Origin of the sequence: Streptomyces sp. NBC_00513 (assembly GCF_041431415.1) — a bacterium.
In the GTDB taxonomy this organism is placed as follows: Bacteria; Actinomycetota; Actinomycetes; order Streptomycetales; family Streptomycetaceae; genus Streptomyces.
The window spans coordinates 1181920-1199468 of record NZ_CP107845.1 but is presented as its reverse complement, the minus strand read 5'-3'; the positions used below and the strand labels follow the sequence as shown (position 1 = coordinate 1199468).

The following is a 17549-nucleotide window of genomic DNA, read 5'->3' as shown; positions in this document are numbered from 1 at the left end:
GCTACCAACGCCCGGCAGCGCGGCGTCGAGGAGCGGAGAGGCGGACTGCGCTCGCGTCAGTAAGAGGGCCTGAGATCTGTAGGCCCAAACGCCGATGCCACAGAAGATGGATGGCATGCGCCCGGGCCACGGCTTCGAGGCTGCAGCGCTGCACCAGGGTCCCGAATGGCTGGGGACCGTCCTCGGCCGCTAGAAGTAGCTGCTCCTGCACCCGCAATGGGTCGCTCATGGGCCTTCGTCCGGCCGAGAGGGTGTCGATCAGGCCCACCACGTGGTCGTGCCAACCAGCAATCACTGAATAGTTCCACCCGGCCACCAGGGCGACCTCCGCCGCAGCGGCGAACTTCACCTCGTCCTCGGCTTCGATCCGCTCCGCCGGCCGCACGTCGATCAGCCACGGCGCTCCGTCGGTGAGCAGAAGGTAGTCCGGGGTGTGCGCGATGCTCCCGTTTACGCTCTGGAAGCGTAGACGGAACGGTTGGGCGAGAGCCTCCACGAGGGATCCTGAGAAGTCCGCTGCCAAAAGGAGGAGTTCCTCCTCGAAGCTCTCGAAGCCATGGTGACGGCCAGTGCTGACCAGATAGCCAAGGCCCGGACGATGCCACTGATCGGTACGCCAAGTGAAGCGGCGCACAGGAACACTGGAGGCCATGTCAACTTCGCCCAGGTCCTGAACGGCGTAATCGGTCGCTGTCCTCCCAAAACGCCAGGCCGTCGTCCACCGGGCACTCCAATCCGACCGCATGACCAGCTGGCTGAAAGCATCAGCCGAAATGTCATGTACTCGCGCGAGATCATGCAGCGTCGATGTGTCCGACCAAGGGTCGGTTGCCCTCGGTGCGCAGACTGGCTCGCGATCGAGAAGCAGGGTCTGAGGAGCCACGACTCCGCCTTACATGCCATGAGTGCGGTGGAAATTGTGAAGAGCATCGTGACTGTCTTCTGACTTTCGCAAGTCGTCTCATCACACCGAGATGTCAGTGGCCCAGCCTGTGGTAGGCGCCCCGGCAGCCTTGGGGGAGCGCTGCAAGAAGACGTTTCGGCGGCGTGTTTTTCAGGGCTCAGCCCCGCAGTGGCTGACCGCGAACGGCCGAGGGCCCGTACGTGACGGAGCGAGGCGGCGTACGGCAGGGGCTGGACGGAGGGCTCCGCGATGGGCACCGCCGGCAGCCTCGTCGGTAGTCAAGGCACCGCGGACGCGCTTTCGAGGGAATGATCCAGCGGCAGTCCGGGAAGGAGTCGGGAGCGACGAAGTGGCGGGAGTGCGCATCTTGCGGCTGCTGGAGGGGGGAAACGGCGTCTTGGTCAGCGCAGCGGCCGGAGGTCCCGAGTGTTTGTACCGATGTGCCAAGAACCCTCGGTAGGCAGCGCCGCATGGTGCCGAAGCTGGTTGGCATAAGTACAGGTCAACCGGTTGGGCTGGGGACATCTAGCGGCTGTGGTCACACCGCGTGTGTGACGATCCGTTGCTGAACACCCCGATGTGAGTTCTTACTCCGACATGGCCGGCGGCAGTGGTTCACGGGCTGCGTGCCAGGCAAGCGGAAGGGTGGTGACGCCCGTGCGGGCTGCGATGACCGCGCCCGCGATGGCGCAGGTGGTGTCGATGTCGCCGCGGCCGGCCACGGTGGTCCACAAGCCCTCGTGCAGGTCGTCGAGGTGGCCCGCCGCGCACCAGAGGGCGTAGGGGACGGTGTCGGGCCCGGACATGCGGTAGCCGGAGCCCAGGACCTCCGCCGCGTGCCGGACGGAGGTGTGTTCCGGCATTCGGGCCGCGATCCGTACCCCGGAGCGGACGTCGCCGACGGGGAGCCGTTCGGCGACGGACCGGAGGAAGTCCGGCCGCGCCGGGGCGGGGCCGCCGCGGCTGCGGGCGGCCAGCGCCGCGGCCAGGGCGACCGCCACCGCCCCGGAGACGGCCTCCGGGTGGTGGTGCGAGACCGCGCTCTGCCGGGCGGCCTGCTCAACGACGGCATCGAGGTCGGCGGCGTGCCAGGCGCCGAGCGGGGCGACGCGCATGGCCGCGCCGTTGCCCCAGGAGCCCTGGCCGCCGAACTGTCCGGCGACCGCTTCCCGCCAGGGTTCGCCCGCGCCGATCCGGCGGAGCACGTCGTGCATCGAGGCTCCGTAGCCGCGGTGCGTGTCCTCGGCGTAGGCCTCGGCGAGACGCAGGGCGAGGCGGTCTTGGTCGACGGTGCCGCCGCCCTCGGCGAGTTCCCGGACGAGAACGAGCGCCTGAGCGGTGTCGTCGCTCCACCGCCACAGCGGCTCCGGGGGCAGGATCCGTGCCTCCAAGGCTGCGGGGCCCTCGCGGCGCAGGATGCCGAACCAGCGGTCACCGAAGGCATCACCGAAGGCGAGCCCGGACAACGAGTCCAGCGCAGCGGTAGGCAGGTTGATCATCGAGGCAGTATGGCAAGGCGACTGTGCACCCAGCACTCCGATTTCGGTGCGGCCACGCTGCTGACGCCGCCCGACCCCCGCTCTGTCCTGAATGGCTGCGCGCCCCTGCCCGGCCATCGCAACGATCCCTGGAAACCGCCCTGCGGCGGGGGCCGTTACCCGGCTTGGACGAGGTTGTGGAGGTGGGCGATGCCGAGCATGGCGTCGTGGACGCCGCGCGCATTCGGGGCGCCGTTTCGGGCGCGGGACGCGGGTCAGGGAGCGACGGGCTATTCCGCGCGTGGTTCACGCGGAGCGTTCGGCCGGGTCCGGTCGCGCCGAGGGGGCCGCGGTCGTCGCCTTCGCACCCAGGCCGAGGCCCAGTGCCACCAGGACCGCCGCCGCGATGACGATCGCCGCGTCGACCGCGAGCACCAGACGGACCCCGTCGAAGAGCGAGGAACCCGTGGTGGCGAGGACGCCGAGCAGCGGGATCCCGATGGTGATGCCGACCTGCTGAGTGGTGGTGACCAGGCCGGTGGCCAGGCCCTGTTCCGCGTCGCGCACACCGCTCGTCACGGTCACCCCGTACGAGATGATCGCGCCGAGGTGGCACATGCTGGCCAGCGATACGGCGACGGTCGCCAACAGCGCGCCCGACCCCGTGCCCACGGCGAGCAGCGTCGCGGTGAACAGGCCCTGACCGAAGAGGGAGGCGACCAGCGTGCGGCGGGCGCCGAACCGGCCGATGACCCGGGGCGCGTACGAGCCGGCGACCACCGACGCGATGCCCTGGACCCCGAAGACCAGACCCGTCAGGAACGCCGACAGGCGCAGCGTCTCCTGCAAGTACAGGGTCAGCACGAAGACGACCGTGGACATCATCGAGAAGGTCACCAGGCCGCCGAGGTTGCCCCAGGCCACCGTGCGCCGCTTGAGCATCGGCAGGGAGACGAGCGGGGCGGCGGCCCTGGACTCCACCACGACGAAGGCGACGAGCAGGACCGGGCCGGCGATCAGCGTCACCCAGACGTCGGCGCCGTGGAAACCGCGCTGGGCGGCCGTGGAGAGGGAGTAGATCAACGCGAGCAGCCCGCCGGTGACCGTGACCGCGCCCGGCACGTCCAGGCGCGGCCGCTCGGGGGTGCGGGACTCGGGCAGCAGGCGCGGGGCGACGGCGAGCACGACCACCGACGCGGCGGCGAGGAGCCCCATCGTGGACCGCCAGCCCAGCGTGTCGGTCATGACGCCGCCGAGGACCATGCCGATGGTGAAGCCGAGCGACAGCAGGGTGCCGGAGATGCCGAGCGCCTTGTCGCGCAGCGGGCCCTCGGGGAACGTCGTGGTCAGCAGGGACATGCCCGTCGGCACGATGACCGCCGCGCCGAGGCCCTGGAGCACCCGGCCGGTCAGGAAGGACGCCGGGTCCCAGGCGAGGGTGGTGAGCAGCGAGGCGGCGCCGAAGAGCGCGAGCCCGGTGAGGAAGAGCCTCTTGCGCCCGTGGAGGTCGGCGATCCGGCCGAAGAGCAGCAGGAACCCGCCGGAGGGGAGCGCGAACGCGGTGACCGCCCACTGGAGGGCCGACTGGCTCAGGCCCAGGTCCTTGCCGAGCACCGGCAGCGCGACGTTCAGCACGGAGAAGTCGAGCGCCACCATGAACTGGGCGGCGCACAGGACGAAGAGGACGAGCTTGGCCCGGCCGGTGAGCCGGTCACCCCCCTCGGCCGCCGACCGCGGCCCGGTGAGTGTGGTGTGTGTGTCGATTGCCATGACCACACCCTCGCCGCCCGGGAATGCCCGTGGAGAGTGGGAACTTATCCTGTTGGTGGCACCACCAGGGTGCCGACAGGGGGAGTCCGTGGCCACACCGTTCGACAAGCACCGCCGTTCCGAGCTGCGCGAGTTCCTGATGAGCCGGCGGGCCCGGATCACCCCGGCGGTGGCCGGACTGCCGGACGGCGGGGCCCGCCGCCGCACCCCCGGACTGCGCAGGGAGGAGGTCGCCGTCCTCGCCGGGGTCGGGGTCTCCTGGTACCAGTGGCTGGAGCAGGGCCGTGACATCACGGTCTCGCCCCAGGTCCTCGACGCGGTGGCCCGGGTCCTCAGACTGACCAGCGCCGAACGCCGGCACCTGTACGTGCTGGCCGGGCTGAATCCGCCCGTACTCGAAGTGGCCGCGGCGGACCGCGACATGTGCCACGGGTTGAAGCGGTTGATCGACGCGTGGATGCCGTTCCCCGCGCACATCATGGACGTGTACTGGAACACCGTGATGTACAACGACGCGGCCGCCCTGGTGCTCGGCATGCGTCCGGAGATCGTGCAGAACTGCCTGATCGCCTTCTTCACCGACCCCCTCTACCGGGCCCGTTCCAAGCACTGGGAGGAAGTCGCCTGCCACGTCGTCGCCCAGTTCCGGGCGGCGTGCTCGGAGTGCCCCGACGACGAGGGGTTCCGCTCGGTCGTCGAGGAGGCCAAGGAGGCCAGCCCGGAGTTCACCGCGCTGTGGGAGCGGCGGGACATCCGGCCCGGAGGCCTGCTCCGCAAGGAGATCGAGCACCCCGTCGTGGGCGCCCTCTTCTTCGAGTCGACCCAACTGCGCGTCCCGGCCCGCCCCGACCTGGGCATCGTCCTGCACACCCCGCTGCCGGAGGCGGCGACGGCGGAGAAACTGGACTGGCTGACCTCGCCGGAGGGGCGGCGGGGGGTCCTGTACCCGCTCGCGGGCTGAACCCCGCCGCGGCCCGTGCCTCCACCGGCCCGGGACCGCGACCGTGCCCGGGCCCGGGCACGCGTCCTATGATGCGGACGGACGTTCCACGAGGAGACTCTCGCGCACGACGAGCGGCGGAGGTGTCGAGATGGCGACGAGCGGCGCACCCGACCCCGGGCTGTACGGCCCCGGGTCCGTCACCTGGCAGTGCCACGGGGACCCGATGATGTGGATCGCCGGGGTCCGCGCGCTGTACCTCCAGGCCCTGCACCCGCTCGCGGTCCGCGGGGTCATGGAGAACAGCGACTTCCGGCGGGACGCGTGGGGTCGGCTGTTGCGCACCGCGGACTTCGTCGGCACCCTCACCTACGGCACCACCGAGGCCGCCGAACTGGCCGGCGCCCGGGTACGCGGGATCCACCGGAAACTGTCCGCCACGGACCCCGCCACCGGCGAGCGGGTCCCCGTGGACGACCCGGGCCTGCTGCTCTGGGTGCACTGCGCGCAGATCGACAGCTTCCTGCACGTCCTGCGCCGCTCGGGCTTCCCCCTCACGGCCGCACAGGCCGACCGGTACGTCGACGAGAACCGCGTCAACGCCCGCCTCGTCGGGTTGGACCCCGCCGAGGTCCCCGCCGACACCAACGCCCTCGCGGCCTACTTCGAGCGGATCCGGCCGGAACTCGCGGCCGGCCCCGACGCACGCGCCGTGGACGACTTCCTGCGGGGCCCGCCCGTCCATCCCCTCCTCGTGCCTGGCCGAAACCTGCTGTGGCGCCCCCTGGTCGGGCTCGCCTACGGATCGCTCCCCGGATACGCGCACCGGCTGTACGGCAGACCCGCCCCGGCCCCACGGGTCGTCACCCGTCACCTGCGTCTCACCGGACGCGTCCTGCGCGGCATTCCCGCAGGTCTGCGTTGGCAACTCCCACCAGGTCACATCTTGAAAGCGATGCGTCGCATGGGCCCCGATAGCCGCCCCTCGGCGTACACACTGCGTACGTCAGCGGCCATACTGGACCGGCCGGGGAGGGCGTAGCACGACACACGGGGGCGGCTTCAAGACATGGCGGAGTCCAGACTGATCCAGGGCCGGTACCGGTCGCTCGACCTGATCGGTCGCGGCGGCATGGGCGAGGTCTGGCGGGCCCGGGACGAGTCGCTGGGGCGGCAGGTCGCGGTCAAGTGCCTCAAGCCCCCGGGGCCCGAGCAGGACGGCCACTTCACCCAGGTGCTGCGCGAGCGCTTCCGCCGCGAGGCACGGGTGGCGGCCTCCCTCCAGCACCGCGGCGTCACGGTCGTCCACGACTTCGGCGACGACAGCGCCGCCGGCGGGCCCCTCTACCTCGTCATGGAACTCCTGGAAGGGCGCAACCTCAGCCAACTGCTGGAGGACAACGAGGCGCGTCCGCTGCCCGTCGACGTGGTCCTCGACGTCGCGGAGCAGGTGGCCGCGGCACTCGGCTACACCCACGACCAGGGCGTGGTCCACCGCGACCTGAAGCCCGCCAACATCATGCGCCTCACCGACGGCACGGTGAAGATCTGCGACTTCGGCATCGCCCGCCTCGCCCACGACATCGGCTTCACGGCCAAGCTCACCGGCGGCGGCATGGCGATGGGAACCCCCCACTACATGTCCCCCGAGCAGATCGCGGGCGGCGAGGTCGACCACCGCAGCGACCTCTACTCCCTCGGCTGCGTCCTGTACGAGATCGCCACCGGCGCCCCGCCCTTCGACCTCGGCGACTCCTGGTCCGTGCTGGTCGGACACCGCGACACCATCCCCGTCCCGCTGCGCGAGCACCGCCCTGAGCTTCCCGAACACTTCGAGCGGCTGGTCCTCGACCTGCTGGCCAAGCGTCCCGAGGACCGGCCCGGCGACGCCCGCCACCTGCACCGCCGGCTCGTCGAGGCTCGGCTGGGCCCCGGTGGGACGGTAGGCGCCCCCGCCCCGCTGCCCGCGTGGGCGGCGGGCATGACGGCCGGGCGCAAAGCCGGCCTCGACGCCCGCCCCGCCAGCGGGGAGTGGGCCGTGCTCACCGGCTCCTGGACGGCGACCCGCGCCGACGGGGCCCGGCCGATCGTGCGACCCGACGCCGCCGCGGACCCGAGGCTCACCGCCGCCTACGGGCTCCCGCGCGCCCCGTCACCCGGGCCGGGCGACCCCGACCACCCCGACGCGCTGGCCGCCGGGCACACCCGCGCGTTCACCCTCAGCCGCGCCGGCCGGCCCGAGGAGGCGTTGGCCGCGTACGCGGCCGTCGCCCGCGGCCGGGCACGGGCGCTCGGCCCCGACCACCCCGACACCCTCGCCGTCCGCCAGGAGGAGGCGTACGAACTGGGCCGGCTCGGACGCCACCGCGAGGCGTACGAGGTCTACGGCGCGGTGCTCGCCGCCCGCGCCCGCACCATGGGCCCGCGCCACCCCGACACCCTGCGCTGCCGCCACAACCTGGCCTGCGCCATGGGCGCCCTCGGCCGGTACGCGGACGCCCACCGGATCGCCGCCGAGGTCGCCGCCGACCGGGCGGAGGTCCTGGGCGCCGAGCACGCCGACACGCTCCTCACCCGCTACGAGGTCGCCTACGCCCTGGGCCGCCTCGACCGCTGGGAGGACGCGCTGGCCGCGTTCCGGCAGGTCGCCGCGGTACGCGAACGCGTCCTCGGCCGCGACCACCCCGACGCCCTCGCCGCCCGCTACGAGGTCGCCATCGCACTGGGCCGCACCGGACGCCCCGCGGACGCCGTCGAACTGCTGCGGACCCTGGTCCGCGACCGCACCCGCGCCTACGGGGCGGTCGACCCCGAGACCTTGCGCGCCCGGCACGTCCTCGGCGTCAACCTGGGCCGGCTGGAACGCTGGGACGAGGCGGTGGCCGAGGCCCGTGAGGTGGGCACGGCGCGCGCGGAGACCCTCGGCGCCGAGCATCCGGACACCCTGGTCAGCCGGCGCGAACTCGCCGTCGGGCTGGGCCGGCTGGGTCGATGGGACGAGGCGCTGCCCATCTACCGGGAACTCTCCGGCATCCGCGAACGGTCCCTGGGCGACGAACACCCCGACACCGCGCTCGCCCACGCCGACGAGGCACACTGTCTGGAGCGGCTCGGCCAGGTGTGCTACCAAGAACCATGACCACCTCCGCGGGCTTCCGACAGGGCGACGGACCGGGTGACGGACAGGGCATCGGGCAGCGCCCACGACGGGCCCTGTACGACGCGGTGATCGTGGGCGGCGGGCACAACGGCCTGGTGGCCGCGGCCTACCTGGCCCGCGCGGGCAAGTCCGTACTGGTCCTGGAACGCCTCGGACACATCGGCGGGGCCGCCGTCTCCACGCGCCCCTTCGCGGGCGTGGACGCCAGACTCTCGCGCTACTCCTACCTCGTCTCCCTGCTCCCGGCGAAGATCGTGCGCGAGCTGGGGCTGCGCTTCGAGGTCCGACGCCGCACGATCTCCTCGTACACGCCGGTCGAGCGCGCCGGCCGGCCGGGCGGACTGCTCGTCGGCGGCGGCGAGGCCCGTACCCGGGAGTCCTTCGCCCGGTTGACCGGCTCGGACCGGGAGTACGACAACTGGCGCGCCTTCTACGGGACCACGGCGGAGGTCGCCCGCACGGTGTTCCCGACCCTGACCGAGCCGCTGCCCACCCGGGAGGAACTGCGCGCCCGGGTCGGTGACGACGCCGCGTGGCGGACGCTGTTCGAGGAGCCGTTGGGCGTCGCGGTCGAGCGGAACTTCGCCGACGACCTGGTGCGGGGCGTGGTCCTGACCGACGGACTGATCGGTACCTTCGCGGACGCCCACGATCCCTCGCTCGCGCAGAACCGCTGCTTCCTCTACCACGTCATCGGCGGGGGGACCGGCGACTGGGACGTGCCCGTCGGCGGCATGGGCGCGCTCACCGACGCCCTCGCCGAGGCCGCGCTGGCGGCCGGCGCCGAGATCGCCACCGGTCACGAGGCCCTGCGGATCGACACCGACGGCGCCGGGCCGGCCGAGGTGACCTACCGGACCGCGACGGCGGAGGGCGCCGTCGCCGCAGGGACCGTGCTCGTCAACGCCTCACCGCGGGCACTCGCGGAACTGCTCGGGCAGCCACCGGTCGAGCCGCCCGCGGAAGGCGCCCAGCTCAAGGTCAACATGCTGCTGCGCCGACTGCCCCGGCTGCGCGACGCCTCGGTGGACCCGCGCGAGGCCTTCGGGGGAACCTTCCACATCGCCGAGGGGTACGAGCAGCTCGGCCGGGCCCACGCCGAGGCCGCCGGCGGCGAACTGCCCTCCGTGCCGCCCTCGGAGATCTACTGCCACTCGCTGACCGATCCCACGATCCTGGGGCGGGACCTCGTGGAGCAGGGCTACCAGACCCTCACCCTCTTCGGCCTGCACACCCCGGCCCGGCTGTTCGAGAAGGACAACCGGGGCACGCGCGAGGTGCTGCTGGCCGGCACCCTCGCGCAACTCGACGCGCACCTGGCCGAGCCCCTCACCGAATGCCTGGCCCTCGACGAGGACGGCCGGCCCTGCATCGAGGCCAAGACCCCGCTCGACCTGGAACGCGAACTGCGCCTGCCCGGCGGTCACATCTTCCACCGCGACCTGTCCTGGCCGTACGCGGACGGCCGCGAGGCGGGGCGGTGGGGCGTGGAGACCGAGTACGCCAACGTGTTGCTGTGCGGGGCGGGCGCCGTGCGCGGCGGCGGGGTCAGCGGGGTCCCCGGCCACAACGCGGCCATGGCGGTACTGGGACGCTGACCCCCGCTACGGGGCGACGGGCTCGATGACCACGATCGGGATCTCCCGGTCCGTCTTGGCCTGGTACTCGTCGTACGCGGGCCAGTGCCCGACCATCAGCGGCCAGAACCCGGCGCGTTCCTCGGACGTCGCGGTCCGCGCGACACCCTGGACGATCTTCGGGCCGACCTGGATCCGCACCTCGGGGTGGGCGGTCAGGTTCCGGTACCAGAGCGGGTGCGCGGTGTCGCCGCCTTTGGACGCGACGATGAGGTAACGCCCCGCGTCCTCGCCGTAGATGAGCGGGGTGCGCACCGGATTGCCGGAGACCCGGCCGACGGTGGTGAGCAGGAGGGTCTGGGTGCCGTTCCAGTACTGGCCCTCGGCACCGCGGGACGCGACGTACTGCTTGACGTGGTCCAGCTGCCAGCCGGGCTTGGGGTCGTGGGGGTGGTCCCAGTCGATGTCGCTCATGTGGCTGCCCTGCCTTCGGTGTCGAACGGTGATCGAACCTCAACAACGACTGCCAACGGCCCGGGGCACGCTTTTATGCCGCGAACGGGGCACGCGCAGGGGCCGGCGGCTCCGGCAGGGTGAACCCGTCGAACAGGTCGTCCAGCGCCCGCCGGGCCACGCGGGCCGGAGTGACGCGCACGGCCAGGTCACGCGCCGCCACCGCGAGGGGGTGGGTGAGCGCCGCGATCCGTCCGGCGCGACGGGCCCGGACCCGAAGGGCGTCGGTACGGGCGCCGCGGGCCGCGTCGTAGGCGGCCAGGGCGGTGGTGACGTCGGGCCCGTCCACCAGGTGGGCGAGCACCACCGCGTCCTCGATCGCCTGGCAGCCGCCCTGGCCGAGGTTGGGCGTCATGGCGTGCGCGGCGTCGCCGATCCAGACCAGGCGGCCCAGGTGGTGGCGGGGTACCGGGGCGGCCAGGTCGTACAGGTCGTGCCGGAGCACGGTCGCCGGGTCGATCCGCTCCAGCAGCGTCGGGATCGGGTCGTGCCAGGTGCCGAAGCGGCGCAGGAGTTCCGCGCGGACGTCCGCCGGCCGCCGGCCCTCGGGGACCACGGCGGTGGCGTAGACGTAGACCCGCCCGTCGGCGAGCGGGACCGTGCCGAAGCGCTCGCCGCGCCCCCAGGTCTCGGCCGCCACGGCTTCCGCGACGGGTCGCGCGCCGTCCGGCGCCGCCGGCAACACGGTGCGCCACGCGGTCTCACCGCTGTACCGCAGCCCGGGATGGTGCGGGAAGTACCGGCGGCGCAGCGGGCTGTGGATGCCGTCGGCGGCGACGACGAGGTCGGCGGGCAGCTGCGCCCCCTCGGCGGTGCGGACCACCGGGAGGCCGTACCCGCCCCGCGCCGCGTTCCCGTCGGGCTGTTCCACGGAGGTGACGGCGGTCCCGTACCGGATGGTGTCGGCGGGGAGGGCGGCGGCCAGGGCCGCCGTGAGGGACTGGCGGTGCACGGCGAGCGGGGGTCGCCCGTACCGGGCCGCCATCTCGGCGGTGTCGGCGCGACTCAGCCAACTTCCGTCGGGTCGCCGCACGCCCATTGCCGCGGCGACGGTCCGGCCCGCGGCGCGACCCGCGTCGAATCCGATGACGTCGAGGGCGCGCAGGGCGTTGGGTGCCAGGACGATCCCGGCGCCGACGGCGGACGCCTCCGGGGCACGCTCGCAGACCGTCACCCGCCATCCCTTGCGGTGCAGGGCCACCGCCGCGGTCAATCCGCCGATTCCGGCACCCACCACGACCACGTGACGCCCGCTGTCCGTCATGGCACACCTCTTCCACCATCGAGCCCTCTACGCCTGTAGAGGCATGGCCTCACTCTACAGCTGTAGAGTGAGGCCATGTCCACCCCCGAACGCGCGGCCGACCGCAGGACCCTCATCGCCGACACCGCGATCGGCCTCGTGGCCGACGGTGGGCTGCGCGGCCTGACCCACCGCGCCGTCGACGGCGCGGCCGGGCTGCCGGCGGGCAGCACCTCGTACTACTTCCGCACACGGACCGCGCTGATCGGCGCCTGCTACGCGCGCCTCGCCGAGCTGGACCTGGCCGACTTCGACGGCGGGGCCGCCCCCGCCCTCCCCGGCCGCCCGGACCGGGACACCGCGGCGGCGGCGCTCGCCGCACTGCTGCACCGCTGGCTCACCACGGGCCGTGCCCGCCAGCTCGCCCGCTTCGAACTCAGCCTGGAAGCGGCCCGCAACCCCGAGCTGGAGCGCGAGTTCCACAGCGCCGGACTCGGCGCCCGGGCCCGCGCGGCGGGCATCCTCGCCGCGCTCGGGGCGCGCCGGCCCGAGGAGTCCGCGGAACTTCTCGTCGCCTGGACCGACGGTCTGCTGTACGACCGGCTGGTCGGGGCGATGGCCCGCTCCCGACCGGCCCCCGAGCCGGCCGAACTGACCGCGGTGGCACGCCGGATGATCGACGCGGTACTCGCCTGATCCGATCGCTCACGCGTGTGCTCCGGTGCTCCCCGCGTGACGGGCGGACCGCCCGGGCGCGGCGGCGGACCAACCCGGCCCCGCGCCGGCTCGACCCCGTCAGTCGGTCGAACGCGTCCACCCCGCGGCCTCGATGCGGCCGGCGTCCTCGGGGCGGTCCTCGGCGAAGAGCAGGCGGGACGGTTCGGCGACCCGGACGGCGTCCACGTACACCCCCCGGCCGACGTAGCGGCCGGTCGCCTCATGGCGCACGCGCAGCCGGACCTCGCGGCCGGCCCAGGCGGTCAACGGGGCTTCGAGGCGGTGCCAGACCCGGCCCGACCACCCGCCGACGGCGCCCCGCGGCCACTGCTCGGGGGCGCCGCCGGTGGACCGTACGGTGTTGAACGCCACCGGCTCCCAGGCCTGCCCGTCGGCCGAGGCCTCCAGATGGAAGGCACCCTCGCCGGGGACGGTGTCCCACCACACCGCGCAGCGCAGCCGGGCGGAGGCCGTGGTCGGGGTGAGCGGGGGCAGGGTGAGCGTGCCCGAGGCACCCGGGGTGTTCCCCGAGAACCAGGCCGCGCCGCCGTGCCGGGTACGGACGGGGACGGCGCGGGCGAACCGGTTGCCGACCGCGACCCGGGGCGCGCTGCCGGCCCGCCAGGTCCGCACCGGGTGGACGGAGTTCCCGAGCAGGATCAGGAAGGAGTCGGTGGACGGGTCCAGCACCAGGGAGGTGCCGGTGAACCCGGTGTGGCCGGCGGAGTGCGGGGTGGCCATGGCCCCCATGTACCAGTGCTGGTAGAGCTCGAAGCCCAAGCCGTGGTCGTGGCCGGGGAACGCGGTGTTGTAGTCGGTGAACAGCAGTTCCACGGAAGCGGGGCGCAGGATGCGCCGACCCGCGTAGGCCCCGCCGTCGAGCAGGGTACGGGCCAGGACGGCCAGGTCCCAGGCGGTCCCGAAGACGCCCGCGTGGCCGGCGACCCCGCCGAGGGCGTACGCGTTCTCGTCGTGGACCTCGCCCCACACCAGACCCCGGTCCAACCCCGACCAGGGCGGCCGCTGGACCTCGGTGGCGGCGGTGACCCGGCGCCACGAGAGCGGTGGGTTGTAACGAGTGCGGTGCATCCCGAGCGGAGCGGTGATCTCGTCGTGGAGCAGGACATCCAGAGTGCGACCGGTGATCCGTTCCAGGAGCAGCTGCAGCGCGATGAGGTTCAGATCGGAGTAGCGGTACACCGTCCCGGGCGTGTCCTGCGGCCGCACCGACCACAGCAGCCGCAGCCGGCCCTCACGCGTGGACTCCTGGTAGAAGGGCGCCCAGGACCGCAGCCCCGAGGTGTGGGTCAGCAACTGACGGACCGTGACCAGTTCCTTGCCACCGCCGGTGAACTCCGGCAGGTACCGGTCCACCGGGGCCTCCAGCTCCAGCCGGCCGCGCTCCATCTGCTGCACGGCCAGCAGCGAGGTGAACAGCTTCGTCAGCGAGGCCAGGTCGAAGACCGTGTCCTCCGCCATCGGGATCCGCTCGGCCGCCGGGTACTCCCTGACCCGGTCGAGACGCCCGTCGTAGTCCGCGTACCGGACCGCGTCGCCCATGGCCCGGTGCAGCGCCACGGTCCGGCCGCGGCCGGCGAGCACCACCGCCCCCGCGTAGTACGGATGTTCGGGTGAGGGGCCCAGGAACCTGCGCGCCTCGTCCGCCACTCCTTCGAGGTGCCTCTCCAACAGTCCGGCCTGACGGGCGGACCCGTAGCGCAGCCGCAGCCCCTGGAGGGCGCGCCGCTCGACCGGGTTCCCGTGGGCCCCCGCGGCCCCGGGCAGCGCCGCCTGGAGGACGAGCACCCCACCAAGGGCGAGGAGCCGGGCCCCGAGGCGCCGCCGACTCAACCCGCCGGTCGCGGCGCCGGGGGCACCGGCCGTGGCACGCCCGCCGACCGCGCCGCCGTACTGCGCGTCCGGGGCGTCCGGGGCGTCGTGGGGACCCTCGGCGCGCGGAGTGCCCCCGGCGTGGTGCCGCGCGCCCAGGGCGTCGCGCCGCCCGCCGTCGTCCCCGCCGTCGCGCCGCGCCCCGCCCGCCTCACGCCGCGCCGCGCATCCGTCACCGTGCCGCGCCGCGCATCCGTCACCGTGCCGCGCCGCGCATCCGTCCCCGTGCCGCGCCGCGCATCCGTCCCCGTGCCGCGCCACCTCCCCGTCGTCCTCCGCGACGCTCGCGCCGTCACCGCCGACCGCCCCCGTGAGCTGGTTCATGACCGGTCCTCCTGTCCGCCGTCGCACCCTCACGAAGTATCTGCCCGCCCGCCGCGTACCCTCCGCACGGACCGCCCCGCAAAGAATCTGACACAGCATCAGAAAATCTCTTCCCTCGTCCGCCACGCTGCGGCATCCTCACGCCCATGGAGACGGAGCTGAGCAGGAAACTGGGAGCCGAGCACGCCATCTTCGGCTTCACGCCCTTCCCGGCGGTGGCTGCGGCCATCACCCGGGCGGGCGGCTTCGGGGTACTCGGCGCGGTCCGCTACACCGCTCCCGACGACCTCAAGCGCGACCTCGACTGGATGCAGGACCACACCGACGGAAAGCCCTACGGCCTCGACGTGGTCATGCCGGCCAGGAAGGCCGTCGACGGCATCAGCGAGGCCGACATCGAGGCGATGATCCCGGCAGGACACCGGGCCTTCGTCCGCGACACCCTCGCCAAGCACCACGTACCCGAACTGGCCGACGGCGAGGCCTCCGGCTGGCGCATCACCGGTTGGATGGAACAGGTCGCCCGCAACCAGCTCGACGTCGCCTTCGACTACCCGATCAAACTCCTCGCGAACGCGCTCGGTTCCCCGCCGGCCGACGTGATCGAGCGCGCCCACGACCACGGCGTCCTCGTCGCCGCCCTCGCCGGCAGCGCCAAACACGCCCGCCGTCACGCCGAGGCGGGCATCGACGTCGTCGTCGCCCAGGGCCACGAGGCCGGCGGCCACACCGGCGACATCGCCACCATGGTCCTGGTCCCCGACATCGTCGACGCCGTCGCGCCGCTCCCCGTCCTCGCCGCCGGAGGCATCGGCAGCGGCGAACAGATCGCCGCCGGCCTCGCCCTCGGCGCCCAGGGCGCCTGGCTGGGCTCCCTCTGGCTCACCACCACCGAGGCCGATCTGCACTCCCGCGCCCTCACCGAGAAGTTGCTGGCCGCCGGCTCCGGCGACACCGTCCGCTCCCGCGCCCTCACGGGCAAGCCCGCCCGCCAACTGCGCACCGAGTGGACCGACGCCTGGGACGACCCGGACGGCCCCGGAACACTCCCCATGCCCCTCCAGGGACTCCTCGTCGCCGAGGCCGTGTCCCGCATCCAGAAGTACGAGGTCCAGCCGCTGCTCGGCACGCCCGTCGGCCAGATCGTCGGCCGGATGAACTCGGAACGCAGTGTCCAGGCCGTCTTCGACGACCTCACCAGCGGTTTCGAACGCGCCATCGACCGCATCAACCGCATCGCCGGCCGGGCCTGAGGCGCGCGGCACCGAGAGGAGCGAGCAGCAGCATGAGCGACGGACAACCCCCCAACGGCTTCTGGGCCCAGGCGGCCGCCGACCCCGACCGCACCGTCCTGATCACCCCCGAGGGCGAGACGTGGACGGCGGCCCGTCTGCACGCCGACGTCAACCGACTCGTCCACGGCCTGCGCGCGGCCGGCCTGGAGAAGGGCGACGTCTTCGCCGTCGTCCTCCCCAACGGCGTCGAGTTCTTCACCGCCTACCTCGCGGCCTCCCAGGCCGGCTTCTACCTCGTCCCGGTCAACCACCACCTCGTCGGCCCCGAGATCGCCTGGATCGTCTCCGACTCCGGCGCCAAGGTCCTGATCGCCCACGAGCGCTTCGCCGACGCCGCCACCGCCGCGGCCGACGAGGCGGGCCTGCCCGCGAGCGGGCGTTACGCCGTCGGGACCGTCAAGGGCTTCCGCCCCTACGCGCACCTCCTCGACGGACAGCCCGGAACACCCCCGTCGGACCGCACCCTCGGCTGGGTGATGAACTACACCTCCGGCACCACCGGTCGCCCGCGCGGCATCCGCCGGCCCCTGCCCGGAAAGCTCCCGGAGGAGACGTACCTCGGCGGCTTCCTCGGCATCTTCGGCATCCGCCCCTTCGACGACAACGTCCACCTCGTCTGCTCGCCGCTCTACCACACGGCGGTCCTGCAGTTCGCCGGAGCCTCCCTGCACATCGGGCACCCGCTCGTCCTCATGGACAAGTGGACCCCGCGGGAGATGCTGCGGCTCATCGACCACCACGCCTGCACCCACACGCACATGGTCCCCACCCAGTTCCACCGGCTCCTCGCGCTGCCCCAGGAAGTCAAGGACGCGTACGACGTGTCCTCCATGCGGCACGCCATCCACGGCGCCGCCCCCTGCCCCGACCACGTCAAACGGGCGATGATCGACTGGTGGGGCCGGTGCGTGGAGGAGTACTACGCGGCCAGCGAGGGCGGCGGCGCCTTCGCGACGGCCGAGGACTGGCTCAAGAGGCCGGGAACGGTCGGCAAGGCCTGGCCGATCAGCGAACTCGCCATCTTCGACGACGACGCGCGGCGGCTGGCACCCGGCGAACTCGGGACCGTCTACATCAAGATGAACACCGGCGGCTTCAGCTACCACAAGGACGAGGGCAAGACGCGCAAGAACCGCATCGGCGACTTCTTCACGGTCGGAGACCTCGGCCTGATGGACGAGGAGGGCTACCTCTTCCTCCGCGACCGCAAGATCGACATGATCATCTCGGGTGGCGTCAACATCTACCCGGCCGAGATCGAGTCCGCCCTGCTCACCCACCCCGCCGTCGCGGACGCCGCAGCCTTCGGCATCCCGCACGCGGACTGGGGCGAGGAGGTCAAGGCCGTCATCGAACCCGCCGAGGGCTTCGAGGCGGGTGACGCGCTGGCCGCCGAGATCCTCCACCACTGCGAGCGGCAACTGGCCGGCTACAAGCGCCCCAAGAGCGTCGACTTCATCGAGACCATGCCGCGCGACCCCAACGGCAAGCTGTACAAGCGCCGGCTGCGCGACCCGTACTGGGAGGGCCACGCGCGCGTGATGTGACGACGATCGCTCACTGGATGCCCGTCACCAAGAGGGGAGGGCCACGCGCGCGCGATGTGACGCGAAGCGAACCGGCCCGGACGTCCGCCGGGGCCCCCGGGTCCCGGCGGACCCGCCCCGAGGTGCAGGATGCAGACGCCCCGGGGCGGGCTCACGGCTGCTCGCCACGCCCGGGGATTTCGTGAGAAATG

The 17549-nt window shown here is 73.0% G+C and carries 13 protein-coding genes; 7 read left to right on the top strand and 6 right to left on the bottom strand.

Annotated elements, in window-relative coordinates:
• Nucleotide 1: 1 nt before the first annotated feature.
• The 3 genes from OHA84_RS05755 to OHA84_RS05745 form a co-directional block, all read right to left on the bottom strand.
• A complete protein-coding gene (locus tag OHA84_RS05755; protein WP_266972907.1) occupies nucleotides 2-883 on the bottom strand; it encodes a TnsA-like heteromeric transposase endonuclease subunit in 882 nt (293 codons plus the stop codon).
• A 608-nt stretch (nucleotides 884-1491) separates the two neighbouring features.
• Nucleotides 1492-2403: an ADP-ribosylglycohydrolase family protein gene (locus OHA84_RS05750; RefSeq protein WP_266972909.1), complete on the bottom strand. Its 912-nt coding sequence runs from the start codon at nucleotides 2401-2403 to the stop codon at nucleotides 1492-1494.
• A gap of 285 nt (nucleotides 2404-2688) precedes the next feature.
• On the bottom strand, nucleotides 2689-4152 hold the full coding sequence (locus OHA84_RS05745) for an MFS transporter (RefSeq protein ID WP_266972911.1): 1464 nt from the start codon (nucleotides 4150-4152) through the stop codon (nucleotides 2689-2691).
• A 139-nt stretch (nucleotides 4153-4291) separates the two neighbouring features.
• On the opposite strand from OHA84_RS05745, the gene OHA84_RS05740 reads away from it, so the two are divergent.
• The 4 genes from OHA84_RS05740 (at nucleotide 4292) to OHA84_RS05725 (ending at nucleotide 9850) form a co-directional block, all read left to right on the top strand.
• Nucleotides 4292-5113 carry a helix-turn-helix transcriptional regulator gene (locus OHA84_RS05740; RefSeq protein WP_234350230.1) on the top strand — a complete coding sequence of 274 codons (822 nt, stop codon included), beginning with the start codon at nucleotides 4292-4294 and terminating at the stop codon, nucleotides 5111-5113.
• A gap of 130 nt (nucleotides 5114-5243) precedes the next feature.
• The gene (locus OHA84_RS05735) at nucleotides 5244-6134 is read left to right on the top strand and encodes an oxygenase MpaB family protein (protein WP_266972913.1); all 891 of its coding nucleotides are present in this window, start codon (nucleotides 5244-5246) and stop codon (nucleotides 6132-6134) included.
• A 27-nt stretch (nucleotides 6135-6161) separates the two neighbouring features.
• Nucleotides 6162-8231: a serine/threonine-protein kinase gene (locus tag OHA84_RS05730; protein WP_053682013.1), complete on the top strand. Its 2070-nt coding sequence runs from the start codon at nucleotides 6162-6164 to the stop codon at nucleotides 8229-8231.
• Nucleotides 8228-9850: an NAD(P)/FAD-dependent oxidoreductase gene (locus OHA84_RS05725; RefSeq protein ID WP_078999374.1), complete on the top strand. Its 1623-nt coding sequence runs from the start codon at nucleotides 8228-8230 to the stop codon at nucleotides 9848-9850. The genes OHA84_RS05730 and OHA84_RS05725 overlap by 4 nt, the downstream gene beginning before the upstream one ends.
• 6 nt (nucleotides 9851-9856) lie before the next feature.
• Here the strand turns inward: OHA84_RS05725 and OHA84_RS05720 are convergent, their stop codons facing one another.
• Together OHA84_RS05720 and OHA84_RS05715 are read right to left on the bottom strand one after the other, a co-directional pair.
• Complete coding sequence (locus tag OHA84_RS05720) at nucleotides 9857-10303, bottom strand: nitroreductase family deazaflavin-dependent oxidoreductase (RefSeq protein ID WP_053682014.1); 447 nt, start codon at nucleotides 10301-10303, stop codon at nucleotides 9857-9859.
• Between the two features lie 73 nt (nucleotides 10304-10376).
• Nucleotides 10377-11606 carry an FAD-dependent oxidoreductase gene (locus tag OHA84_RS05715; protein WP_266972916.1) on the bottom strand — a complete coding sequence of 410 codons (1230 nt, stop codon included), beginning with the start codon at nucleotides 11604-11606 and terminating at the stop codon, nucleotides 10377-10379.
• A gap of 75 nt (nucleotides 11607-11681) precedes the next feature.
• On the opposite strand from OHA84_RS05715, the gene OHA84_RS05710 reads away from it, so the two are divergent.
• Nucleotides 11682-12281, top strand: coding sequence for a TetR/AcrR family transcriptional regulator (locus OHA84_RS05710; protein ID WP_053682016.1), 600 nt, complete (start codon nucleotides 11682-11684; stop codon nucleotides 12279-12281).
• Between the two features lie 99 nt (nucleotides 12282-12380).
• Here the strand turns inward: OHA84_RS05710 and OHA84_RS05705 are convergent, their stop codons facing one another.
• Nucleotides 12381-14516 carry a serine hydrolase domain-containing protein gene (locus tag OHA84_RS05705; protein ID WP_266972918.1) on the bottom strand — a complete coding sequence of 712 codons (2136 nt, stop codon included), beginning with the start codon at nucleotides 14514-14516 and terminating at the stop codon, nucleotides 12381-12383.
• A 146-nt stretch (nucleotides 14517-14662) separates the two neighbouring features.
• Here OHA84_RS05705 and OHA84_RS05700 point away from each other — a divergent pair, with 146 nt between their 5' ends.
• Nucleotides 14663-15769 (top strand): nitronate monooxygenase, encoded by a 1107-nt coding sequence (locus tag OHA84_RS05700; protein ID WP_266972920.1) that lies wholly within the window; start codon nucleotides 14663-14665, stop codon nucleotides 15767-15769.
• A 32-nt stretch (nucleotides 15770-15801) separates the two neighbouring features.
• Nucleotides 15802-17358, top strand: a complete 1557-nt coding sequence (locus OHA84_RS05695; RefSeq protein WP_266972922.1) for an acyl-CoA synthetase — start codon at nucleotides 15802-15804, stop codon at nucleotides 17356-17358.
• Nucleotides 17359-17549 lie beyond the last annotated feature (191 nt).

Coding starts and splice junctions, on each gene's coding strand:
- OHA84_RS05710 (WP_053682016.1), top strand. CDS start 11,682: ATGTCCACCCCCGAACGCGCGGCCGACCGCAGGACCCTCATCGCCGAC.
- OHA84_RS05735 (WP_266972913.1), top strand. CDS start 5,244: ATGGCGACGAGCGGCGCACCCGACCCCGGGCTGTACGGCCCCGGGTCC.
- OHA84_RS05720 (WP_053682014.1), bottom strand. CDS start 10,303: ATGAGCGACATCGACTGGGACCACCCCCACGACCCCAAGCCCGGCTGG.
- OHA84_RS05705 (WP_266972918.1), bottom strand. CDS start 14,516: ATGAACCAGCTCACGGGGGCGGTCGGCGGTGACGGCGCGAGCGTCGCG.
- OHA84_RS05740 (WP_234350230.1), top strand. CDS start 4,292: ATGAGCCGGCGGGCCCGGATCACCCCGGCGGTGGCCGGACTGCCGGAC.
- OHA84_RS05700 (WP_266972920.1), top strand. CDS start 14,663: ATGGAGACGGAGCTGAGCAGGAAACTGGGAGCCGAGCACGCCATCTTC.
- OHA84_RS05745 (WP_266972911.1), bottom strand. CDS start 4,152: ATGGCAATCGACACACACACCACACTCACCGGGCCGCGGTCGGCGGCC.
- OHA84_RS05730 (WP_053682013.1), top strand. CDS start 6,162: ATGGCGGAGTCCAGACTGATCCAGGGCCGGTACCGGTCGCTCGACCTG.
- OHA84_RS05750 (WP_266972909.1), bottom strand. CDS start 2,403: ATGATCAACCTGCCTACCGCTGCGCTGGACTCGTTGTCCGGGCTCGCC.
- OHA84_RS05695 (WP_266972922.1), top strand. CDS start 15,802: ATGAGCGACGGACAACCCCCCAACGGCTTCTGGGCCCAGGCGGCCGCC.
- OHA84_RS05725 (WP_078999374.1), top strand. CDS start 8,228: ATGACCACCTCCGCGGGCTTCCGACAGGGCGACGGACCGGGTGACGGA.
- OHA84_RS05715 (WP_266972916.1), bottom strand. CDS start 11,606: ATGACGGACAGCGGGCGTCACGTGGTCGTGGTGGGTGCCGGAATCGGC.